The sequence below is a fragment of the uncultured Pseudomonas sp. genome (assembly GCF_943846705.1).
Lineage (GTDB): Bacteria > Pseudomonadota > Gammaproteobacteria > Pseudomonadales > Pseudomonadaceae > Aquipseudomonas.
Genome location: NZ_OX044366.1, coordinates 3,206,546 through 3,224,043 on the forward strand (window position 1 = coordinate 3,206,546; position 17,498 = coordinate 3,224,043).

At 59.4% G+C, this 17,498-nt stretch carries 22 protein-coding genes and 1 riboswitch; of the genes, 17 read left to right on the plus strand and 5 right to left on the minus strand.

Features of this window, described 5'->3' with window-relative positions:
- The first annotated feature begins 1 nt into the window (after position 1).
- The 14 genes from Q0V31_RS15140 to Q0V31_RS15205 all read left to right on the plus strand — a co-directional run bounded on the left by Q0V31_RS15140 (position 2) and on the right by Q0V31_RS15205 (position 11,375).
- Entirely contained in the window at positions 2-664 is a 663-nt protein-coding gene (locus Q0V31_RS15140) for an O-methyltransferase (RefSeq protein ID WP_298188838.1), read from the plus strand.
- A 15-nt stretch (positions 665-679) separates the two neighbouring features.
- Positions 680-1,000: a hypothetical protein gene (locus tag Q0V31_RS15145; RefSeq protein WP_298188841.1), complete on the plus strand. Its 321-nt coding sequence runs from the start codon at positions 680-682 to the stop codon at positions 998-1,000.
- Between the two features lie 71 nt (positions 1,001-1,071).
- Positions 1,072-1,300, plus strand: a riboswitch (cobalamin riboswitch).
- 186 nt (positions 1,301-1,486) lie between these two features.
- A complete protein-coding gene (cobO, locus tag Q0V31_RS15150) occupies positions 1,487-2,098 on the plus strand; it encodes a cob(I)yrinic acid a,c-diamide adenosyltransferase (RefSeq protein ID WP_298188842.1) in 612 nt (203 codons plus the stop codon).
- On the plus strand, positions 2,098-3,411 hold the full coding sequence (locus Q0V31_RS15155) for a cobyrinate a,c-diamide synthase (RefSeq protein ID WP_298188844.1): 1,314 nt from the start codon (positions 2,098-2,100) through the stop codon (positions 3,409-3,411). The genes cobO and Q0V31_RS15155 overlap by 1 nt, the downstream gene beginning before the upstream one ends.
- The gene (gene bluB / locus Q0V31_RS15160; protein ID WP_298188846.1) at positions 3,408-4,055 is read left to right on the plus strand and encodes a 5,6-dimethylbenzimidazole synthase; all 648 of its coding nucleotides are present in this window, start codon (positions 3,408-3,410) and stop codon (positions 4,053-4,055) included. Before Q0V31_RS15155 ends, bluB begins: the two co-directional genes overlap by 4 nt.
- Complete coding sequence (gene cbiB, locus Q0V31_RS15165; RefSeq protein ID WP_298188848.1) at positions 4,052-4,960, plus strand: adenosylcobinamide-phosphate synthase CbiB; 909 nt, start codon at positions 4,052-4,054, stop codon at positions 4,958-4,960. The genes bluB and cbiB overlap by 4 nt, the downstream gene beginning before the upstream one ends.
- The gene (cobD, locus tag Q0V31_RS15170; protein ID WP_298188851.1) at positions 4,953-5,945 is read left to right on the plus strand and encodes a threonine-phosphate decarboxylase CobD; all 993 of its coding nucleotides are present in this window, start codon (positions 4,953-4,955) and stop codon (positions 5,943-5,945) included. The genes cbiB and cobD overlap by 8 nt, the downstream gene beginning before the upstream one ends.
- A complete protein-coding gene (locus Q0V31_RS15175; RefSeq protein ID WP_298188854.1) occupies positions 5,942-7,393 on the plus strand; it encodes a cobyric acid synthase in 1,452 nt (483 codons plus the stop codon). Before cobD ends, Q0V31_RS15175 begins: the two co-directional genes overlap by 4 nt.
- Before the next feature lie 25 nt (positions 7,394-7,418).
- The gene (gene cobU, locus Q0V31_RS15180; protein ID WP_298188857.1) at positions 7,419-7,940 is read left to right on the plus strand and encodes a bifunctional adenosylcobinamide kinase/adenosylcobinamide-phosphate guanylyltransferase; all 522 of its coding nucleotides are present in this window, start codon (positions 7,419-7,421) and stop codon (positions 7,938-7,940) included.
- Entirely contained in the window at positions 7,937-8,992 is a 1,056-nt protein-coding gene (gene cobT, locus Q0V31_RS15185; RefSeq protein ID WP_298188859.1) for a nicotinate-nucleotide--dimethylbenzimidazole phosphoribosyltransferase, read from the plus strand. Before cobU ends, cobT begins: the two co-directional genes overlap by 4 nt.
- Positions 8,989-9,564, plus strand: a complete 576-nt coding sequence (gene cobC / locus Q0V31_RS15190) for an alpha-ribazole phosphatase family protein (protein ID WP_298188861.1) — start codon at positions 8,989-8,991, stop codon at positions 9,562-9,564. The genes cobT and cobC overlap by 4 nt, the downstream gene beginning before the upstream one ends.
- On the plus strand, positions 9,561-10,289 hold the full coding sequence (locus Q0V31_RS15195; protein WP_298188863.1) for an adenosylcobinamide-GDP ribazoletransferase: 729 nt from the start codon (positions 9,561-9,563) through the stop codon (positions 10,287-10,289). Before cobC ends, Q0V31_RS15195 begins: the two co-directional genes overlap by 4 nt.
- A gap of 71 nt (positions 10,290-10,360) precedes the next feature.
- A complete protein-coding gene (locus Q0V31_RS15200; protein ID WP_298188865.1) occupies positions 10,361-11,077 on the plus strand; it encodes an AzlC family ABC transporter permease in 717 nt (238 codons plus the stop codon).
- Positions 11,067-11,375: an AzlD domain-containing protein gene (locus Q0V31_RS15205; protein ID WP_298188867.1), complete on the plus strand. Its 309-nt coding sequence runs from the start codon at positions 11,067-11,069 to the stop codon at positions 11,373-11,375. The genes Q0V31_RS15200 and Q0V31_RS15205 overlap by 11 nt, the downstream gene beginning before the upstream one ends.
- A 214-nt stretch (positions 11,376-11,589) precedes the next feature.
- On the opposite strand, the gene Q0V31_RS15210 is transcribed toward Q0V31_RS15205, so the two are convergent.
- The 5 genes from Q0V31_RS15210 to Q0V31_RS15230 all read right to left on the minus strand — a co-directional run bounded on the left by Q0V31_RS15210 (position 11,590) and on the right by Q0V31_RS15230 (position 15,374).
- On the minus strand, positions 11,590-11,877 hold the full coding sequence (locus tag Q0V31_RS15210; RefSeq protein WP_298188870.1) for a barstar family protein: 288 nt from the start codon (positions 11,875-11,877) through the stop codon (positions 11,590-11,592).
- 79 nt (positions 11,878-11,956) lie between these two features.
- On the minus strand, positions 11,957-12,610 hold the full coding sequence (locus Q0V31_RS15215) for a hypothetical protein (RefSeq protein ID WP_298188872.1): 654 nt from the start codon (positions 12,608-12,610) through the stop codon (positions 11,957-11,959).
- A gap of 75 nt (positions 12,611-12,685) precedes the next feature.
- Positions 12,686-13,435, minus strand: coding sequence for a hypothetical protein (locus Q0V31_RS15220; protein ID WP_298188873.1), 750 nt, complete (start codon positions 13,433-13,435; stop codon positions 12,686-12,688).
- Between the two features lie 96 nt (positions 13,436-13,531).
- Positions 13,532-14,212: a hypothetical protein gene (locus Q0V31_RS15225; protein ID WP_298188875.1), complete on the minus strand. Its 681-nt coding sequence runs from the start codon at positions 14,210-14,212 to the stop codon at positions 13,532-13,534.
- A 586-nt stretch (positions 14,213-14,798) separates the two neighbouring features.
- Positions 14,799-15,374: a MarR family winged helix-turn-helix transcriptional regulator gene (locus Q0V31_RS15230; RefSeq protein WP_298188878.1), complete on the minus strand. Its 576-nt coding sequence runs from the start codon at positions 15,372-15,374 to the stop codon at positions 14,799-14,801.
- Between the two features lie 114 nt (positions 15,375-15,488).
- On the opposite strand from Q0V31_RS15230, the gene Q0V31_RS15235 reads away from it, so the two are divergent.
- The 3 genes from Q0V31_RS15235 (at position 15,489) to Q0V31_RS15245 (ending at position 17,494) form a co-directional block, all read left to right on the plus strand.
- Positions 15,489-15,719: a glutaredoxin domain-containing protein gene (locus Q0V31_RS15235; RefSeq protein ID WP_298188879.1), complete on the plus strand. Its 231-nt coding sequence runs from the start codon at positions 15,489-15,491 to the stop codon at positions 15,717-15,719.
- 444 nt (positions 15,720-16,163) lie between these two features.
- Positions 16,164-17,372, plus strand: coding sequence for an MFS transporter (locus Q0V31_RS15240; RefSeq protein WP_298188880.1), 1,209 nt, complete (start codon positions 16,164-16,166; stop codon positions 17,370-17,372).
- Positions 17,369-17,494 (plus strand): hypothetical protein, encoded by a 126-nt coding sequence (locus Q0V31_RS15245; RefSeq protein ID WP_298188883.1) that lies wholly within the window; start codon positions 17,369-17,371, stop codon positions 17,492-17,494. The genes Q0V31_RS15240 and Q0V31_RS15245 overlap by 4 nt, the downstream gene beginning before the upstream one ends.
- Positions 17,495-17,498: the final 4 nt, after the last annotated feature.

A 17,498-nucleotide genomic window follows, 5' to 3' on the forward strand; every position in this document is an offset into this window, starting at 1 on the left:
TATGACCACGCAAACACTCAATCTCGATGCCAGTCTGTATCAGTACCTGCTCGACGTCTCGTTGCGTGAAACGCCATTGCTCAAGCGTCTGCGCGAAGAAACCGCGCAGCTGAGTAACTCGCGTTGGCAGATTGCCCCTGAGCAGGGCCAGTTTATGGCCTTGCTGGTGCAGTTGATGGGCGCGCGGCGGATTGTCGAAGTTGGCACCTTTACCGGTTACAGCGCCATCTGCATGGCCCAGGCCATGCCGGCCGATGGTCAGTTGATTTGTTGCGACATTCCCGGCGACTACAACGCCACCGCCGAGCGTTACTGGCGTGAGGCGGGGTTGAGTGGGCGTATCGAGCAGCGCCTGGCCCCGGCGCTGCAAACCCTGGCCGCGCTTGAAAGTGAAGGGCTGGCCGGGGGGGTTGATCTGCTGTTTATCGATGCCGATAAAGCCAACTATCCCGCCTACTTGGAATCGGCCTTGCGCCTGGTGCGCCAGGGCGGACTGATTCTGTTCGATAACACCCTGTGGAGTGGCCGGGTACTTGAAAAAGCCCCCGAGAGCGCCGACACCCAGGCGATTCAGGCGCTCAACCTGGCGCTGCGTGATGACCCGCGCATCGACCTGTCCCTGTTGCCGCTCGGCGATGGCTTGAGCCTGTGCCGTAAGCGCTGAACCGGCGCTGCCTGTATGCCCGAACCGATCCGCCTGCCTGAGCAACCGGATAGCTGCGAACTCTGCGCCCGTGCAGCGCCGCTGACCCGCCATCACCTGATCCCCAAGGCGCTGCATAACAAGGTCTACGTACAAAAGCGCTTCGGCAAAAGTCAGCGCATCAGCGCCACGCTCTGGGTTTGTCGTGCCTGTCACAACCAGATCCATCGGCTGTTCAGCGAAAAACAGCTGGCGCTGACCTACAACAATCGCGACAGCCTGTTGAGTGATGAGCGCTTGCGTACCTTCGTCGAGTGGCTGGCGAGCAAGCCGGCGGGTTTTATGCCCAAGCATTGAGCCTGACCCAATGCACATCTTGTGATGCACCCACGGCGCATTCGTTTGACGCTTAAAGGCTAACTCTCTACCCTTCGCGCCTTGTAACAGGTGCCCCCGACGCTATGCGTGTGCGGGGTGAAACAGGGAAGTCGGTGCGTTGTGCGTTCTACGCCAGCCATTCCGACGCTGCCCCCGCAACGGTAAGTGAGTCAACAATCGCATTCCGCCACTGTGCTTAGCGGCATGGGAAGGCGCGATTGGGGAACCTAGCGGTTCCACTCACAAGCCCGGAGACCGGCCTGTTGCAGTCCACGGCATCGCGGAGGGCGTTGTCTGGCGTGTGGCTTGCGTTGTGCGTGAGCCCGCGCTTGGTTTATCTCCGCCTGCTTTTTACAGCCAGACCGCCTTGTGGCGGTGGAGCAGCGCGATGACTTACCCCCTCGTTTGCCTGCCGTTTACCCACCGGACGCCGCCTGGCTGCCCGTTTTTTAGTGAGTGTGAGTGATGACTGAATCGATAGAGCGTGACGCCCGGCACCAAGCGCGCATGGCCCGCAAAAAAGCCCTGATCGATGAGAAGATTGCCCAGGCTCAGGATGAATACGGCCTGCTGCTGGTGCACAGCGGCAATGGCAAAGGCAAGAGCAGCAGCGCCTTTGGCATGGTCGCCCGCGCGCTGGGCCACGGCATCAAGGTCGGCGTGGTGCAATTTATCAAGGGTGCGGCCAGCACCGGCGAGGAGGCGTTCTTTCGGCGTTTTCCCGATGAAGTCAGCTACCACGTGATGGGTGAAGGTTTTACCTGGGAAACCCAGGATCGCCAGCGCGACATCGACAAGGCCCGCGAAGCCTGGGCGGTGGCGGCGCAGTTGCTCAGTGACCCGGCCATCGGCCTGGTGGTGCTCGATGAACTGAATATTGCCCTGAAATACGGCTACCTGGAGCTTGATGCGGTGCTTGCCGATATCGAAGCGCGACCGCTCCTCCAGCACGTGGTGGTAACGGGGCGTGGCGCGCTGCCAGGGATGATCGAAGCGGCGGATACCGTGACCGAGATGAGCCTGGTCAAACATGCGTTCAAAGCCGGGGTTAAGGCACAGAAGGGAGTCGAATTCTAATGAGCGACTCTGCTGCCCGCTCATGCCCCGCGTTGTTAATCGCCGCCCCAGCCTCCGGTCAGGGTAAAACCACCGTGACGGCGGCCTTGGCGCGTTTGCACAGCCGCCAGGGCAAGCGTGTGCGGGTGTTTAAATGCGGCCCGGACTTTCTCGATCCGATGATCCTCGCCCGCGCCAGCGGCGCACCGGTGTATCAACTCGACCTGTGGATGGTCGGTGCCGCCGAGAGCCGCCGCTTACTCTGGCAGGCGGCCGCTGAAGCTGATTTGATTCTGATCGAAGGGGTGATGGGCCTGTTCGATGGCACCCCCTCGGCGGCCGATTTGGCCCGGCACTTCGGCGTGCCGGTGCTGGCGGTGATCGACGGCTCGGCCATGGCGCAGACTTTTGGGGCGATGGCCCATGGCCTGGCGACCTTCCAGCCCGATCTGCCGTTCTCCGGTGTGCTTGGCAACCGGGTTGGCAGTGCGCGGCATGGCGAGATTCTGCGCGATGCCTTGCCGGCCTCGATCCGCTGGTATGGCGCACTGCCACGCAGCGCCGAAGTTGGTTTGCCCAGTCGGCATCTGGGCCTGGTGCAGGCGGGGGAGTTGGCCGACCTAGATGCGCGCCTGGATGCCGCCGCCGATGCCTTGGCCGCCAGCGCCGACACCGAGTTGCCGCCACCCGTCAGCTTCGCCGCGCCAGAACAGGCAAGGCCAGCGCCGCTGCTCAAGGGCGTACGGATTGGGGTGGCACGTGACAGTGCCTTTGCCTTTCTGTACCAGGCCAATCTCGACCTGCTGGGTGAGTTGGGGGCTGAGCTTAAGTTCTTCTCGCCGCTGACGGATGCGCAGCTGCCCGAGGTCGACAGCCTCTATCTGCCCGGCGGTTACCCGGAACTGCACCTGCAGCGGCTTGAGGCCAATCAGGCTATGGCACGGGCGATTCGCGCACACCACGGGGCCGGCAAGCCGATCCATGCCGAGTGCGGCGGCATGCTCTATCTGCTCGACAAGCTGACCGACAAACAGGGCGCGAGCGGGCAGATGCTCGGCTTGTTAAGCGGTGAGGCGACGCTGCAACCACGCATGACCGCCATGGCCTTGCAGCAAACCGAGCTGCCGGAAGGCCTGTTGCGCGGCCACAGTTTCCACTACTCGGCGTTGACCAGCGAACTGCAGCCGCTGACCCGTGGTGAGTGCCCGAACTATAAACGCACCGCCGAGGCAGTCTATCGCCAGGGCCGGTTGACGGCCTCCTATATCCACTTCTATCTGCCGTCCGACCCGGCTGCAGCGGCGGCGTTGTTTAACCCCGGAGCGCCAGCATGAGCGAGCACGCCTTCAGCCCGGAGGAACGCGCGGCGGTCTACCGCGCCATCGCCGAGCGTCGCGATATGCGCCATTTCAGCGGCGGTGAGGTGCCCCCCGAGTTGCTCGCGCGCTTGCTTGAGGCCGCGCACCAGGCCCCCAGCGTTGGCTTGATGCAGCCGTGGCGGTTTATTCGGATTACCCGTCCGGCTTTGCGTGAGTCGATTCACGGCTTGGTGGAAGAGGAGCGGGTGCGCACTGCCGAGGCGCTGGGTGAGCGCAGTGATGAATTTATGCGGCTGAAAGTCGAGGGTATTCGCGACTGTGCCGAGCTGCTGGTGGTGGCCCTGATGGAGGGCCGTGAGGCCCATGTGTTTGGCCGGCGCACTTTGCCGGAAATGGACCAGGCCTCCTTGGCCTGCGCCATCCAGAACCTCTGGCTGGCTGCGCGCGCCGAAGGTTTAGGCATGGGCTGGGTGTCACTGTTTGAGCCCCAGGCTCTGGCCGCTCTGCTTGGCATGCCGGCCGGCAGCAAGCCGTTGGCAGTGTTGTGCCTGGGGCCGGTAGAGGCGTTCTATGACGCACCGATGCTGGCTCAGGAAGGTTGGGCGACGCCACGGCCACTGAGTGAACTGCTGTTTGAGAACCACTGGGGCACGCCATGAGTGTGGCGCTCGCTGCCTGCGCCGGGGTTGCCCTGGACGCGGTTTTTGGCGAATCCAAGGGTTGGCATCCGTTGGTGGCGTTCGGCAAATTGGCTGAGCGCATCGAACAACGCTTTAACCCGGCCGGTGGCGGCTGGCGCAGTCACGGTGTCAGCGCCTGGTGCCTGGCGGTGTTGCCGCTGACCCTGCTGGCCTGGCTGCTGAGCCAGATCAGCGGTATCGGTTGGGCGCTGGAGATTATTGCGCTGTACGCCGCGCTGGGCCTGAAAAGCCTGGGCGAGCATGCCCGGCCGGTGGCGCAGGCGCTGCGACTGGGCGATTTGCGCCTGGCCCGCGAGCGCGTTGGTTATATGGTCAGCCGCAATACCGCAGACCTGGACGCCGCCGGCGTGGCCCGTGCCGGCACCGAGTCGGTGCTCGAAAACGGCAGTGATGCGGTATTTGCCGCGCTGTTCTGGTTTCTCCTGGCCGGCGCACCGGGGGTGGTGTTGTATCGCCTGAGCAACACCCTGGACGCCATGTGGGGCTATCGCAATGAACGCTACGAGCGCTTCGGCTGGGCTGCGGCGAAGATCGACGATGGGCTCAATTACCTGCCGGCACGACTGGTCGCGCTGACTTACGCGCTGCTCGGCCGTACCGCACTGGCGCTGCGCTGCTGGCGAACCCAGGCGCCGTTGTGGGACAGCCCGAATGCCGGCCCGGTGATGGCGGCTGGCGCTGGCGCGCTGGGCGTCAGCCTCGGCGGCGCGGCTGAATATCACGGTGAGCTGCATGTGCGGCCTGAACTGGGTGCGGGACCACAACCCAAGGCACGGGATATCGAGCGCGCCATCAACCTGGTCAACGGCGGCGTGCTGCTGTGGCTGGTGCTACTGCTGATTGGGACGTTTTTTTATGCTTGAACACGGTGGTCGTCTACGCGCTGCGGCGCAGCGCTATGGCATTGCCCTGAGCGATTGGCTGGACCTCTCCACCGGCATCGCACCTTACGGATGGCCGCTGCCGGCGATTCCCGCGAGTGCCTGGGCGCGCCTGCCCGAGGCGCAGGACGGTCTCGAAGCGGCTGCCTGCGACTATTACGGGGTTAGCAATCTGCTGCCGGTGGCCGGCTCTCAGGCGGCGATTCAGGCGTTACCGCGTCTGCTGCGTAGCGCCACGGTCGGTATCGTCTCGCCAGCCTATGCCGAGCATGCGGCCGCCTGGCAGCGTGAAGGTCATCATCTGCTGGAAATCAGCGAAGCCGATATCGAGGATGCGCTGCAGCGCCTGGATGTGCTGCTGTTGGTCAATCCGAACAACCCCACTGGGCGACGTTTCGAACCCCGGCAGCTGCTGGCTTGGCACGCCCGCCTGGCTGAACGCGGCGGCTGGCTGGTGGTGGATGAAGCTTTTATCGATTGCACCCCCGAATACAGCCTGGCGGCTTTTAGTCAGCAGCCAGGGTTGGTCGTGCTGCGCTCGTTCGGCAAGTTTTTTGGCCTGGCGGGTATTCGTCTGGGCTTTGTCCTGGCCCAGCCGGGTTTGCTCGAACAGTTAGCGGAGTTGCTCGGCCCTTGGGCGATCAGTGGCCCGAGCCGGGTAGTCGCGATTGCGCTGCTGCAGGATCAAGCCGGCCAGCGCCAACAGCGTGAGCGCTTGTTGGCCGATGGCCAGCGTTTGGCCGGGCTACTCAGTGCCCAGGGGCTAACGCCGACTGGCGGCAGTGCGCTGTTCCATTACTGCCGCCTGCCGCAGGCGGCCGAGCTGCATGGGTTTCTCGCCGCTCGCGGCATTCTCACGCGGCTGTTCGATACACCACCGAGCCTGCGTTTCGGCCTGCCGCCTGATGAAGCGGGCTGGCAGCGTTTGCAGCAGGCGCTTATTGCCTATGCCGGAGCACGTACATGACCACCCTGATGGTGCAGGGCACCACCTCCGATGCGGGTAAAAGCACCCTGGTCACCGCACTGTGCCGCTGGCTAAAACGTCAGGGCGTCGCGGTGGTGCCGTTCAAACCGCAGAACATGGCGCTCAACTCGGCAGTCACCGCTGATGGTGGCGAAATCGGCCGCGCCCAGGCGGTGCAGGCCCAGGCCGCAGGGTTGCAAGCGCACACCGATATGAACCCGGTGCTGCTCAAACCCAATAGCGACACCGGTGCACAGGTGATCATCCACGGCCGCGCCCTCAGCAGCATGGATGCGCTGGCCTATCACGATTACAAAAAGGTGGCGATGCAGGCGGTGCTGCAGTCGCACCAGCGCTTGAGTGCGGCCTACCCGGTGGTAATGGTGGAGGGCGCCGGCTCGCCGGCCGAAATCAACCTGCGTGCCGGCGATATCGCCAACATGGGCTTTGCCGAGGCGGTGGACTGCCCGGTGATTCTGATTGCCGATATCGACAAGGGTGGGGTGTTTGCCCACCTGGTCGGCACCCTGGCGCTGCTCTCCGAAAGCGAGCAGGCGCGGGTGCAGGGTTTTGTGATCAACCGTTTTCGCGGCGATATCGCCCTGTTGCAGCCGGGCCTGGATTGGCTGGAGCAACGCACCGGTAAGCCGGTGCTCGGGGTATTGCCGTATTTGATGGATTTTCACCTGGAAGCCGAGGACGCCATCGACATTCGTCAGGGCGTCAAGGCTGCCGAGGTGCTGAAAGTGGTGGTGCCGGTGTTGCCGCGCATCAGTAACCACACCGACTTCGACCCGCTGCGCCTGCACCCGCAGGTCGAGCTGAGCTTTGTTGGCCCCGGCCAGCCGATTCCTCCTGCTGACCTAATCATCCTGCCCGGCTCGAAAAGCGTGCGCGCCGATCTCGCCTTCCTCCGTCAGCAAGGTTGGCCGGCGGCTATCGACAAGCACCTGCGCTATGGCGGCAAACTGCTCGGCATTTGCGGCGGCTTACAGATGCTCGGAACGCGAATTGACGATCCCCATGGCCTGGAAGGTGCCGCAGGTGGCAGTGCTGGATTAGGCCTGCTGGATTTCAGCACCGTACTGGAGGCGGAGAAACAGCTGCGCAATGTGCACGGCCAGCTGTGTTTGGAAAATGCCGCGGTCAGTGGCTACGAAATTCATGCTGGCGTCAGCAGCGGCGCGGCCCTGGACGTGGCGGCGGTGCAGTTGGACGATGGTCGCCGCGATGGCGCAGTCAGTGCTGATGGCCAGGTGCTCGGTACTTACCTGCATGGCCTGTTTGAACGCAGCGAGGCGTGTAGCGCGCTGCTGCGCTGGGCGGGGCTGCGCGAGGTGCAAACGGTGGATTACCACGCACTGCGCGAGCGCGATATCGAGCGCCTGGCTGATCTGGTTGAACAGCATCTGGATACGTCTCGGCTACGTCAGCTCTGTGGTCTGTGAGTGGGCCCATCTATGAGGTTTGAACATGCTTGAACTGATTCTCGGCGGTGCCCGTTCCGGCAAGAGCCGCTTGGCCGAAAAGCTGGCCAGCGAGTCTGGCCTGGCGGTGACCTATATCGCCACCAGCCAGGCGCTGGATGGCGAGATGGATGCGCGTATTCAGCATCACCGCGAGCGTCGTCCGTCCACCTGGGGGCTGGTAGAGGAGCCGTTGGCGCTGGCCCAGGTGCTGCGTGAGCACGCCGCAGCTGACAAGTGCCTGTTGGTCGATTGCCTGACCCTGTGGCTGACCAATCTGCTGATGCTCGATGACCCTGAGCGCTTGCCCGCCGAGCGCGAGGCGTTGCTCGAATGCCTGACGGCTTTGCCGGGACGGATTATTCTGGTCAGTAATGAAACCGGCCTCGGCGTGGTGCCACTGGGTGAACTCACCCGCCGCTATGTGGATGAGGCCGGCTGGCTGCATCAGGCTTTGGCCGAGCGCTGTCAGCGCGTGGTGTTTACCGTGGCGGGTTTGCCGATGGTCTTGAAAGGAGCAGCGCTATGAGTGAGCAATGGTGGCAACAAAGCTGTCAGGCGTTGAATGCCTCGGTACGCCGCAAGGCGCAGGCGCGCCAGCAACAATTGACCAAACCGGCCGGCTCACTCGGCCGGCTGGAGCAGCTGGCCATTGAGCTGGCGGCCATGCAGGGCAATCAGCGGCCGCAGGTGGACAATCTGTGGATCAGCATTTTTGCCGGCGACCACGGCGTGGTGGCCGAAGGGGTATCGGCCTTCCCCCAGGCCGTTACCGGGCAGATGCTGCATAACTTCGTCAACGGCGGCGCGGCGATCAGCGTGTTGGCCAAGCAGCTGGGCGCGACGCTGGAGGTGATCGACTTGGGCCTCGCTGAGCCATTAGAGCCGCTGCGTGGCGTGCGTCAATTGCACATTGGCCCGGGTACGCAGAACTTCGCCGAGGCGCCGGCAATGACCGTGGCTCAGCTACTGCTGGCCATGAATGCCGGCCAGGCGAGCGCGCAGCGCGCCCATGAAGCGGGCTGTCAGCTGTTTATCGGTGGCGAAATGGGCATCGGCAATACCACCGCCGCCACGGCCATGGCCTGCCTGCTGCTGGATTGTACTGCGCTGGAGGTGACCGGCCCCGGTACCGGGCTGGACAGCGCCGGCGTGGCGCATAAAGCCGAGGTGATCGAGGCTGCACTGGAGTTGCATCGTCCGGCAATCAGCGAGCCCATCGAGATCCTGCAGCGCCTGGGCGGTTTTGAGATCGCCGCCCTCAGCGGCGCGTATCTGGCCTGTGCGCAGCAGGGCATCAGCGTGCTGGTCGACGGCTTTATTTGCAGCGTCGCGGCGTTACTGGCGGTGCAGCTGAATCCGGCATGCCGCGACTGGCTGCTGTTTGCCCATAGCGGCGCCGAGCCGGGTCATCAACGGGTGCTCAAGGCGCTGCAAGCCGAGCCGCTGCTGGACCTGGGCCTGCGCCTGGGCGAGGGCAGTGGTGCGGCGTTGGCGGTGCCGCTGCTGCAACTGGCCTGCAGCCTGCACAACAACATGGCCACCTTTACCGAGGCGGCGGTGGCGGATCGTCCAGCATGACGGTGTATCTGGAGCTGCTGCGTCACGGGGAAACCGAACTGGGCGGTGGCCTGCGCGGCAGCCTGGATGATGCGTTGACCGATACCGGTTGGGCGCAACTGCGCACGGCGGTGGCCGACGGTAGCCGCTGGGATCGCTTGATCAGCTCACCCTTGCAACGCTGTGCGCGGTTTGCCGAGGAGTTGGCGGCGCAACAGGGCGTGCCGCTCAGCCTGGAGCCTGATCTGCAAGAGCTGCATTTCGGCCTGTGGGAGGGCTGCAATACCGCCGACCTGATGCAAACCAGCGCCGACGAGCTTGGGCGTTTCTGGAGTGACCCCTACGGTTTTACGCCGCCGCAAGGCGAGCCACTGCTGGCGTTCGAAGCGCGGGTGCTCGGCGCTGTGCAGCGTGTGCAGGCGCGTCATGCCGGCGAGCGCGTGCTGCTGGTCACCCATGGCGGGGTGATGCGCCTGCTGCTGGCGCGCGCCCGTGGCTTGCCGCGCAACGATCTGCTGCAGGTGGTGGTGGGGCATGCCGAGCGCTTTCAACTGTCCCTGGATGATCAGGGCGAACTGCGGGAGTTGGCATGACCCCGTGGTGGATTGCCCTGCAGTTTCTCACCCGTCTGCCGGTGACCCTGGCCGGCATGCCCACGCCTGAGCAGAGCGGCCGCTCGTTCTTGTTCTACCCGCTGGTGGGGTTGCTGATCGGTCTGCTGTTGCTCGGCGCACAGCACCTGCTCGGCAATACCCACGTGCTGTTGCAGGCCGCGCTGTTGCTGGCGCTATGGGTGGGCATTAGCGGTGGACTGCACCTTGATGGCCTGGCCGACAGTGTTGATGCCTGGGCGGGCGGTTTTGGCGACAAAGAACGCACCCTGAGCATCATGAAGGACCCACGTAGCGGGCCGATTGCCGTGGTGGTGCTGGTGCTGTTGCTACTGCTCAAGTTTGCCGCGTTGGTCAGCCTGCTGGAAAACCACTCGGCCTTGCTGGTGCTGTTGGTGCCTTGGCTGGCGCGTTGTTTAGTGCCGCTGCTGTTTCTAACAACCCCCTATGTGCGCAAGGGCGGTTTGGGCCAGGCGCTGGCCGAACATTTGCCACGTCGGCAGCTGCCCTGGGTGTTGGCCGCTAATGGAGTGGCCATGCTGCTGTTCGGCTGGCCGGCGCTGCTGGCTCTGTTGGTGGCTGCGGTGGTTTTTCTCTGGTTGCGCGGCCTGATGCTCAAGCGCCTGGGCGGCACCACCGGGGATACCGCCGGGGCGCTGCTGGAATTGGCCGAATGTGCGCTGCTGGTGGCCTTGGCCGCCAGTTGAACTCGTCACGCGCAGCCAGCCAACATCAGTGCTGCGCGCATCGACAGCAGTTTTCAAGAAGAGGGCGTGAGATGAGCGGCATGCAGACAAATTTGCATGACTTTAATGGTCAGATGGTCTGGGCTGGTTTCAAACAGCTCTTGCCCATTTCCATGTTTGTAGCGGTGTTCGGGGCAGCCTTCGGGCTGGCGGCTGTACAGACCGGGCTGGAAGACTCGGTGATCATAGCGATGAGCGCATTGGTCTTCGCGGGTGCCTCGCAGTTCGCTGCGCTGGAGTTATGGGGGCCGCAGATTCCGTTCTTCACCCTGGTGATTACCGTGTTTGCCATCAATGCCCGGCACTTGCTGATGGGCGCAACGCTCTACCCGTGGCTGCGTTATCTGCCGCCCGTAAAACGTTATGGCGTCATGCTCACTGCCACCGATGCCAACTGGGCAATGTCGATGCAGGCATTTAATCGAGGGCAGCCAGGTATCGGCCTTCTGCTGGGAGGTGGTCTGGTCCTCTGGTCATCCTGGGTAGTGGGGACGTGGCTGGGTGTCTACTTTGGCGGGGCCATTCAAAACCCTAAAAGCTTAGGGCTGGATATGGTCATGGGCTGCTTCCTGCTCGCCATGGTGGTGGGCGGGGAAAAGAGCCTGCGTATGCTGTTGATCTGGTGTGTCGCGGCCTGCGCCTCCTTGCTGGCCTACTGGTACTTGCCGGATAACAGTCACGTCGTCGTCGGTGCAGTGGCAGGCGGTTTAGCTGGGGTGTGCTTGCCGGAGAAAAAAATTGAGCATTGAAACGACAGGCTTCGGCGCACTGCTCGTGGTGCTGATCATGGCAGGGGTGACCTTGCTGACCCGCTGGGCCGGGGTTTACCTGATGGCATTCGTGCCCATCGGCTACCGGGTAAAACAGTTCATCAGTGCAATGTCTGGCTCCGTGCTGGTGGCGCTGCTGGCACCCATGGCGCTTGAGGGCGATAACGGCGCAAGGCTGGCTTTACTGACCACCGCCATCACCATGCTGTTACTGAAAAAACCGCTGCCAGCGATTGCCGCTGGGATACTGGTGGCTGCGCTATTCAGGCAGTTTTGACTCGGCAATAAAACCGTCGAAAGGTTGAAAGCTCAACCGCGCTGCCTCGCTGAAGTAAGCATAAAAGGCAGCGCTTTCGGCCCCGCTGTGTGCACTAAGCAATGGCCAGGGCGCTAGAGCCCAAAACAGGCCGGATATACGAATGCAACCGCGCTGACGACAGGGTTAGGAAAAGCTTTGCCCACTACTTGTGGGGAGAGTCCATATACACTTGTTAGGCATAAACTACCTCAGATGCTAACTGTGGGTATTTAGCCTGCATTTCCGTGAGTAAATCTTGGAGCAATGCCGCGTCACTAGGTAAGCGCTGAGAGAGGTTTTGCCAATGTATGAATTTTAGTGTTTTTGGCATTTCAACTAGGCCAGTGATGGCATCCCAGAAGGCATCCCAGTTGCACCCGTACCAACTCGGAAAAGCTAGCGACACCATAAGCAAGGAATGGAGTTCTTCCGTATCAGTGACCGCTTGAAGGTCGATTTCTACGAGTTGCACGCGAGTCATTTGTTTTTGCCTAACGATTAAGCTAAGGGGCAGGCTTTAGCCTGTCCCAGCGAACGAAGTGAGCGATTTGAGCGCCTTGTTAGGTTCTTTTCCAAAACTCCCACCATTTTCGTATCTTCGGTTTTTCTGTGGTGCTAACTTGATAAGGTGATGTGAATGGTTTAGGCCATCCTTCTTTCTGGTTGCACTGGCCAGCAAGTTGGTACGACTCGCATTCTAGAAATTCTTCCTGATCCCACAAACCGATCAGATCAACCACACGCCTACTGAGTATTAACTCCCGCTTTTCTTTGCAGGAATTTATATGTTTAAGCGCAATGCGCAAGCTTTTTTCTAGCTCACCCGGCTGACTAAACCAAGATAGCTCTTCTGTACGGATGATTACGTTATTAAACTCTTCACTCTCTAAGCGTAAGATCCACTCTGAGAGCAGTGCAATTTGTACGGAATTTTTGGCAGTGCACTCGATAATTGAGTGCCAATCCGTGAGTTGCCGAATCGCTTTCTCTTTTTTGCAGATTAGATAAGGGTACGGGTGAGCATCAATATCTGCGCCTAAATCATCCGGCGAGATAATCTTTATATCTATCTCTTCATACATAAGCAGCCAGAATAAAGGGATACATGCTCCGGCTTCGTACTCTTTTCCTGATATAGAAAAGAAATTTTCTGTGCCAATCTCATGAGGCATTTCTGTTGCGTTTGTGCAGTAGAGGTAAACGCGATTGGTCATTGAGAACCTAACGTTTGGTTAAGGGGCGGGCTTTAGCCCGTCCCAGAGAGCGAAGCGAACGGTTTGAACCAGTTGTTAGCTTTCAACACGCGCGAGCCTAATTAGATACTTCATAAGCGATGATGTTATTTCAAGAATGAATTCGATTTCTTGTTCGTTTACTGCGTCATCGTGCTTCACATATGAGTTGTGATACTTTGTGTAGTAGTCGATTAATTTTACAAACATGTTGGATAGCTCTGGCGAGCCTCCTTTTGCTTTGAGTAACTGTCCTACATTCTGTATTTGATTCTCAAGAGATTTTTTATTTTCAAATATTTTATGGAGCAATTTCTCAAGTGATAAACGGAGATCGTCTAGCAGGTTTCTACTGAAAGCCCCGTGCTCATATTTTTCGAGTGCTTGGTTGTAAAGTGACTGCGCCTCCGAATAGCCATCAAGCCAGTGGCGGGTTTCTTCTATAAGATTTTCGTTTACTTCTGATGGCGTGTCGCGCGGGTCAAGATGAGAGTATCGCGTTACTAACTTAATTTTTAATGTCTTTCTTTCCGGATTAGGATTTACCGGAAAGGAAGTGTGGTCGCAGAGTTCTTTTATAATTCTGTACTGCTGCTGTGGGCTGAAGCACATTAGATTGTCGAGGAGTGCAGTTCGTTTGTTTGGTGCTTCAAATGGATATGTTGGATGCTTTAGAGTTACATCATATTCAACGCCGTATGTCGCAGTGATACGAACTATATTTGGCCCACTCAGGCCGGAGTTCGTGTCAGCGAGAATATCAGCTGCATGTTGAACGAATACGATCGGCATTTCTTGAGTAAGCAAAATTTTTCCTTTTGAGAGCTAACGTTTGGTTAAGGGGCGGGCTTTAGCCCGTCCCAGTGAGCGAAGCGAACGGTTTGAACCAGTTGTTATGCACAACTACCCACATTTTTGTGACTGCAACTTTTTCAGCGTGCTTTCAAGCTTGTTGATTCTTGAGAAATTAATTCTGGCACGCTTACAAAATGACATTTTAGTAAAATCAGATAAGGTTTGTGTGTAGATCTTGATTTCGTTGTACTTATTCAATAGATAACGGTCGTATTCTAAGCGAAGCCCTACTAGCTCCCACTCTTGCTGGCCTTGAGGTGCTTTTCTTATTTCTATTGATAGGCTATCTCGGAGTTTGACTACATTGACTAATTGAGAGTGGTGAGTGTTCAAAGCCGAGATTTGCATCCTTAGTAAAAATAACTCTGGGCTTTTGAATTTTGCTGGAACTTGTAAAAGTAAAGGTTGGTAGTCGATTAGATTAGAAATACCAGTGAGAGTCATGGGGCCAGAGCCTGGGCTTAAATTTGAAATTTCATTATTTAAGATTCCGGCATTTGAGTCGCACCTTGTAATATTATCGAAAGCAAAATCCCTTACTTGCATCCTGGCTATTTCATTGTATGAAATGGTTTTTAAGTAGCCTGAAATCCAACCAGCAACTACAGATAAAAATACACCAACTATGGCTCCAAGCACTGCTGCGAACAGAGTGAGATAAGTATTTGATGAGCTTAGCTGAGTCGAGAGAACTAGCAGGTACTCACTTAGAAAATCTGAAAAGCTCATTCGTTAGTACCTTAATTTATCAACGATGACCCGCCTGAAAACCTACGGTATTTAAACTAGATTGTGCATAACTATTATTAGACGACATCGCTGTCGCATAACACCCTTCTTGGTGTCTGATAACGTTCCTTGTCACTCGCGAAGCATTTGAACTCTATGCAGCCGCGCGCGGAGAACGCGACACGGGCAGGACGAAAAACGCCATAAGACTGATGCGGGTGCAGGGTGGTTGCACCTCTGCTGCGAGAAGCTACTGGCCGGCGGCAGAGCTGTCCACCAGCTTCTGCGATTGGTTGCTCCTGGCCGAAAGCAACCTGGCTACCGGCAGCTACCGACCCCGCTGCAGCCGGTGGTTTGCACTTCGCCTAACTCAATAACCCAGGCGCTGTGGTGCTCGCACGGGTAATGGTGGATGGTTTTCTCTTTGCCGCCATGAACCTTTAGATCGCCTTGCGCGTCGCCGGCAAGGCCCAATGTGTTTGCCGCCAGCGCCGCCGCTTGGGGCTGTTTATCGATGGCGCTGCGTGAGCCGGGCGGCTGAACGGCTGAGCGCGGTCGGTTAGCGGGGTGTCGAGGGTGATGTTTGTCAGGCTGATACGCAGGCCTCGTGGGCTTGATGCTCGCGGCAAATCAGCGTCGCGTCACTCTGGCTCAATGGCTCCTGGGTCAGGCCACAGAAGGGCTGGCCAGCTACGTGCTGGTGGAAGCGGCAGGTGGCGCACAGGCCAAAACTCGGCACGTCTGCGCTACGTTGCACCTCGACCAACAACTCGGCCAGCAGCGCGGTTAATTGCGGCCCACGTTCAGCCAGCCGCGCTTCGCCGTCGATTAACAAGGTTGGCGGTAACAGGCTGTCAATCAGGGTGCGCGAGGTGTCGGTCAACTGCAGATGGACACTGCGTTTGTCCCGGGCGTCCGGCGTTTTAACAATCAGGCCTTTGGCTTCCAGCACCTTGAGTGATTGCGACACCGTGCCCTTGGTCAGGCCCAGGTACTCGGTCACTCCAAGTGGCGTGTCCGAGTAGCGGTTGCAACGCGATAGATAAATTAAGGCGCTGACCTGGATCGGTTGCAGATCCGCCAACAGCGGGTGTTGGCGGTGCCACATACGCATCAAGCTGGACAGGCGTTCGAATAGATCGAAGAGCGTTATCGCGGTCATGGCATTACTCCTTTGCCCACATAGTATTGACTAAAAACTACATTGACAAACCGCTGGTTGCGCCTATGGTTGGTTGTGTGTCGATACGATACTAACTGCCTGAGGAGATCCGAAATGACCATTGCACGCTTCTACCACGCCGGGTGCCCTGTTTGTGTCTCGGCCGAACAAACCCTGCTCAGCCTGCTGGACCCAAAAGTGAAGGTCGAAGTCGTTCACCTCGGCGAACAGCCGAAGCGCGTGCTTGAAGCCGAGCAGGCAGGGGTCAAGTCGGTGCCCGTGCTAGTGGTGGACGGCCAGGTGCTGCATCTGAACTTCGGCGCAGCGCTTAGTGATCTGAAATAACCCGTTGGTCCGCCCTGCGCGTCAGTGTCAGCGCAGCAACGCAGACTCAGGTCTGGGGCAATAACCTAGGCCTGAGTGAGGCTGTGCCTGCCGTGCTCACCGCAGCTGTGCGAGCCGTTACGTCGGTTTGCCCGGTGCGCGCTTTATCTACTCTGCTTGTGCGGATGCCTGCTCGGTAGCTGTGGTGGTTGCTGTTAGCAAAACCTTCTGCAGTTCTGTGCTGATCGCGGCAACGCCTGACTTAAGCTGGATATTTCAGCACTGCTTTCTATATGGCGCTGCCTGCGGCCCAGTTGATGCCGACTTGTGTGCTGAAAGCGCCGCCGAATTGTCAGGGTGCGCCAGCAACAAATCCTCGCCGATGGTCTGATTGCCTTCTGTGATGGTGAACTGCAAACTGCTTATGACTGCTATTTGGCGCTGGGATTTCTAGGGAAGACAGGCATGACGTCGCGAGGACGAACTACGTTATGGATCATGCTGGGCGGGTCGCTGATCCTCGGCCTATCGCTGGGTATTCGCCATGGTTTTGGTTTGTTTCTGCCGCCGATGAGCGCCGAATTTGGCTGGGGGCGTGAGGTCTTCGCCTTTGCCATTGCCTTGCAGAATCTGATTTGGGGGCTGACTCAGCCGTTTACCGGTGCGTTGGCTGACCGCTTTGGTGCGCGCAGCACGGTGATCGTCGGCGGTATTTTGTATGCCATTGGCTTGGCCTGCATGGGCCTGGCTGATTCCCCCATGAGCCTGTCGTTGAGTGCTGGGCTGCTGATTGGTCTCGGGCTTTCCGGTACCTCGTTCTCGGTGATTCTCGGCGCGGTCGGTCGCGCCGTGCCGATGGAGAAGCGCAGCATGGCCATGGGCATCGCTGCCGCCGCCGGCTCCTTCGGTCAGTTTGTCATGCTGCCCGGTACGTTGGGCTTGCTCAGCTGGCTGGGTTGGTCGGTGGCGCTGATGGCCTTGGGGTTGCTGGTTGCCTTGATCATTCCGCTGGCGACGATGCTCAAAGACACGCCGCTGCCACATAGCGGTGATGAGCAAACCCTGGGCGAGGCTCTGCGTGAGGCCTGCGGCCATTCGGGTTTCTGGCTGTTGGCGTTAGGCTTTTTTGTCTGCGGCTTTCAGGTGGTGTTTATTGGTGTACACCTGCCGGCTTATCTGGTCGATCAACACCTACCAGCCATGGTCGGCACCACGGTGTTGGCGCTGGTCGGGCTGTTTAACATCTTTGGCACTTACATTGCCGGCTTGCTGGGTGGGCGCATGTCCAAGCCGCGGCTGCTCAGCGCGCTGTATCTGGCCCGTGCGGTGGTGATTATGGCGTTTATCATGACCCCGCTGACGGTGTGGAGCGCCTATGCCTTTGGCGTGGCCATGGGCCTGCTGTGGTTGTCGACGGTGCCGCTGACCAATGGCACGGTGGCGACGCTGTTCGGCGTGCGCAACCTGTCGATGCTTGGCGGTATTGTGTTCCTGTTCCACCAGCTTGGTGCCTTTCTCGGCGGCTGGATGGGCGGTTATCTGTATGACCGTACCGGCAGTTACGATCTGGTCTGGCAGATTGCCGTGCTGCTGAGCTTGCTGGCTGCAGCGCTGAACTGGCCAGTGCGTGAGCAGCCGGTGGCACGTTTGCAACAACAGGAGGCGGGTGCATGAATACGGGCTATGGCTTGAATACCGCGCTGGTAATGGCCGGCATGTTGCTCCTCGGCTTGGCCTGGTGGGGCTGGTTGCAAAGTGGCCTGGCATTTTTGCAGCTGGGTATGGGGGTTTGCTGAGCAC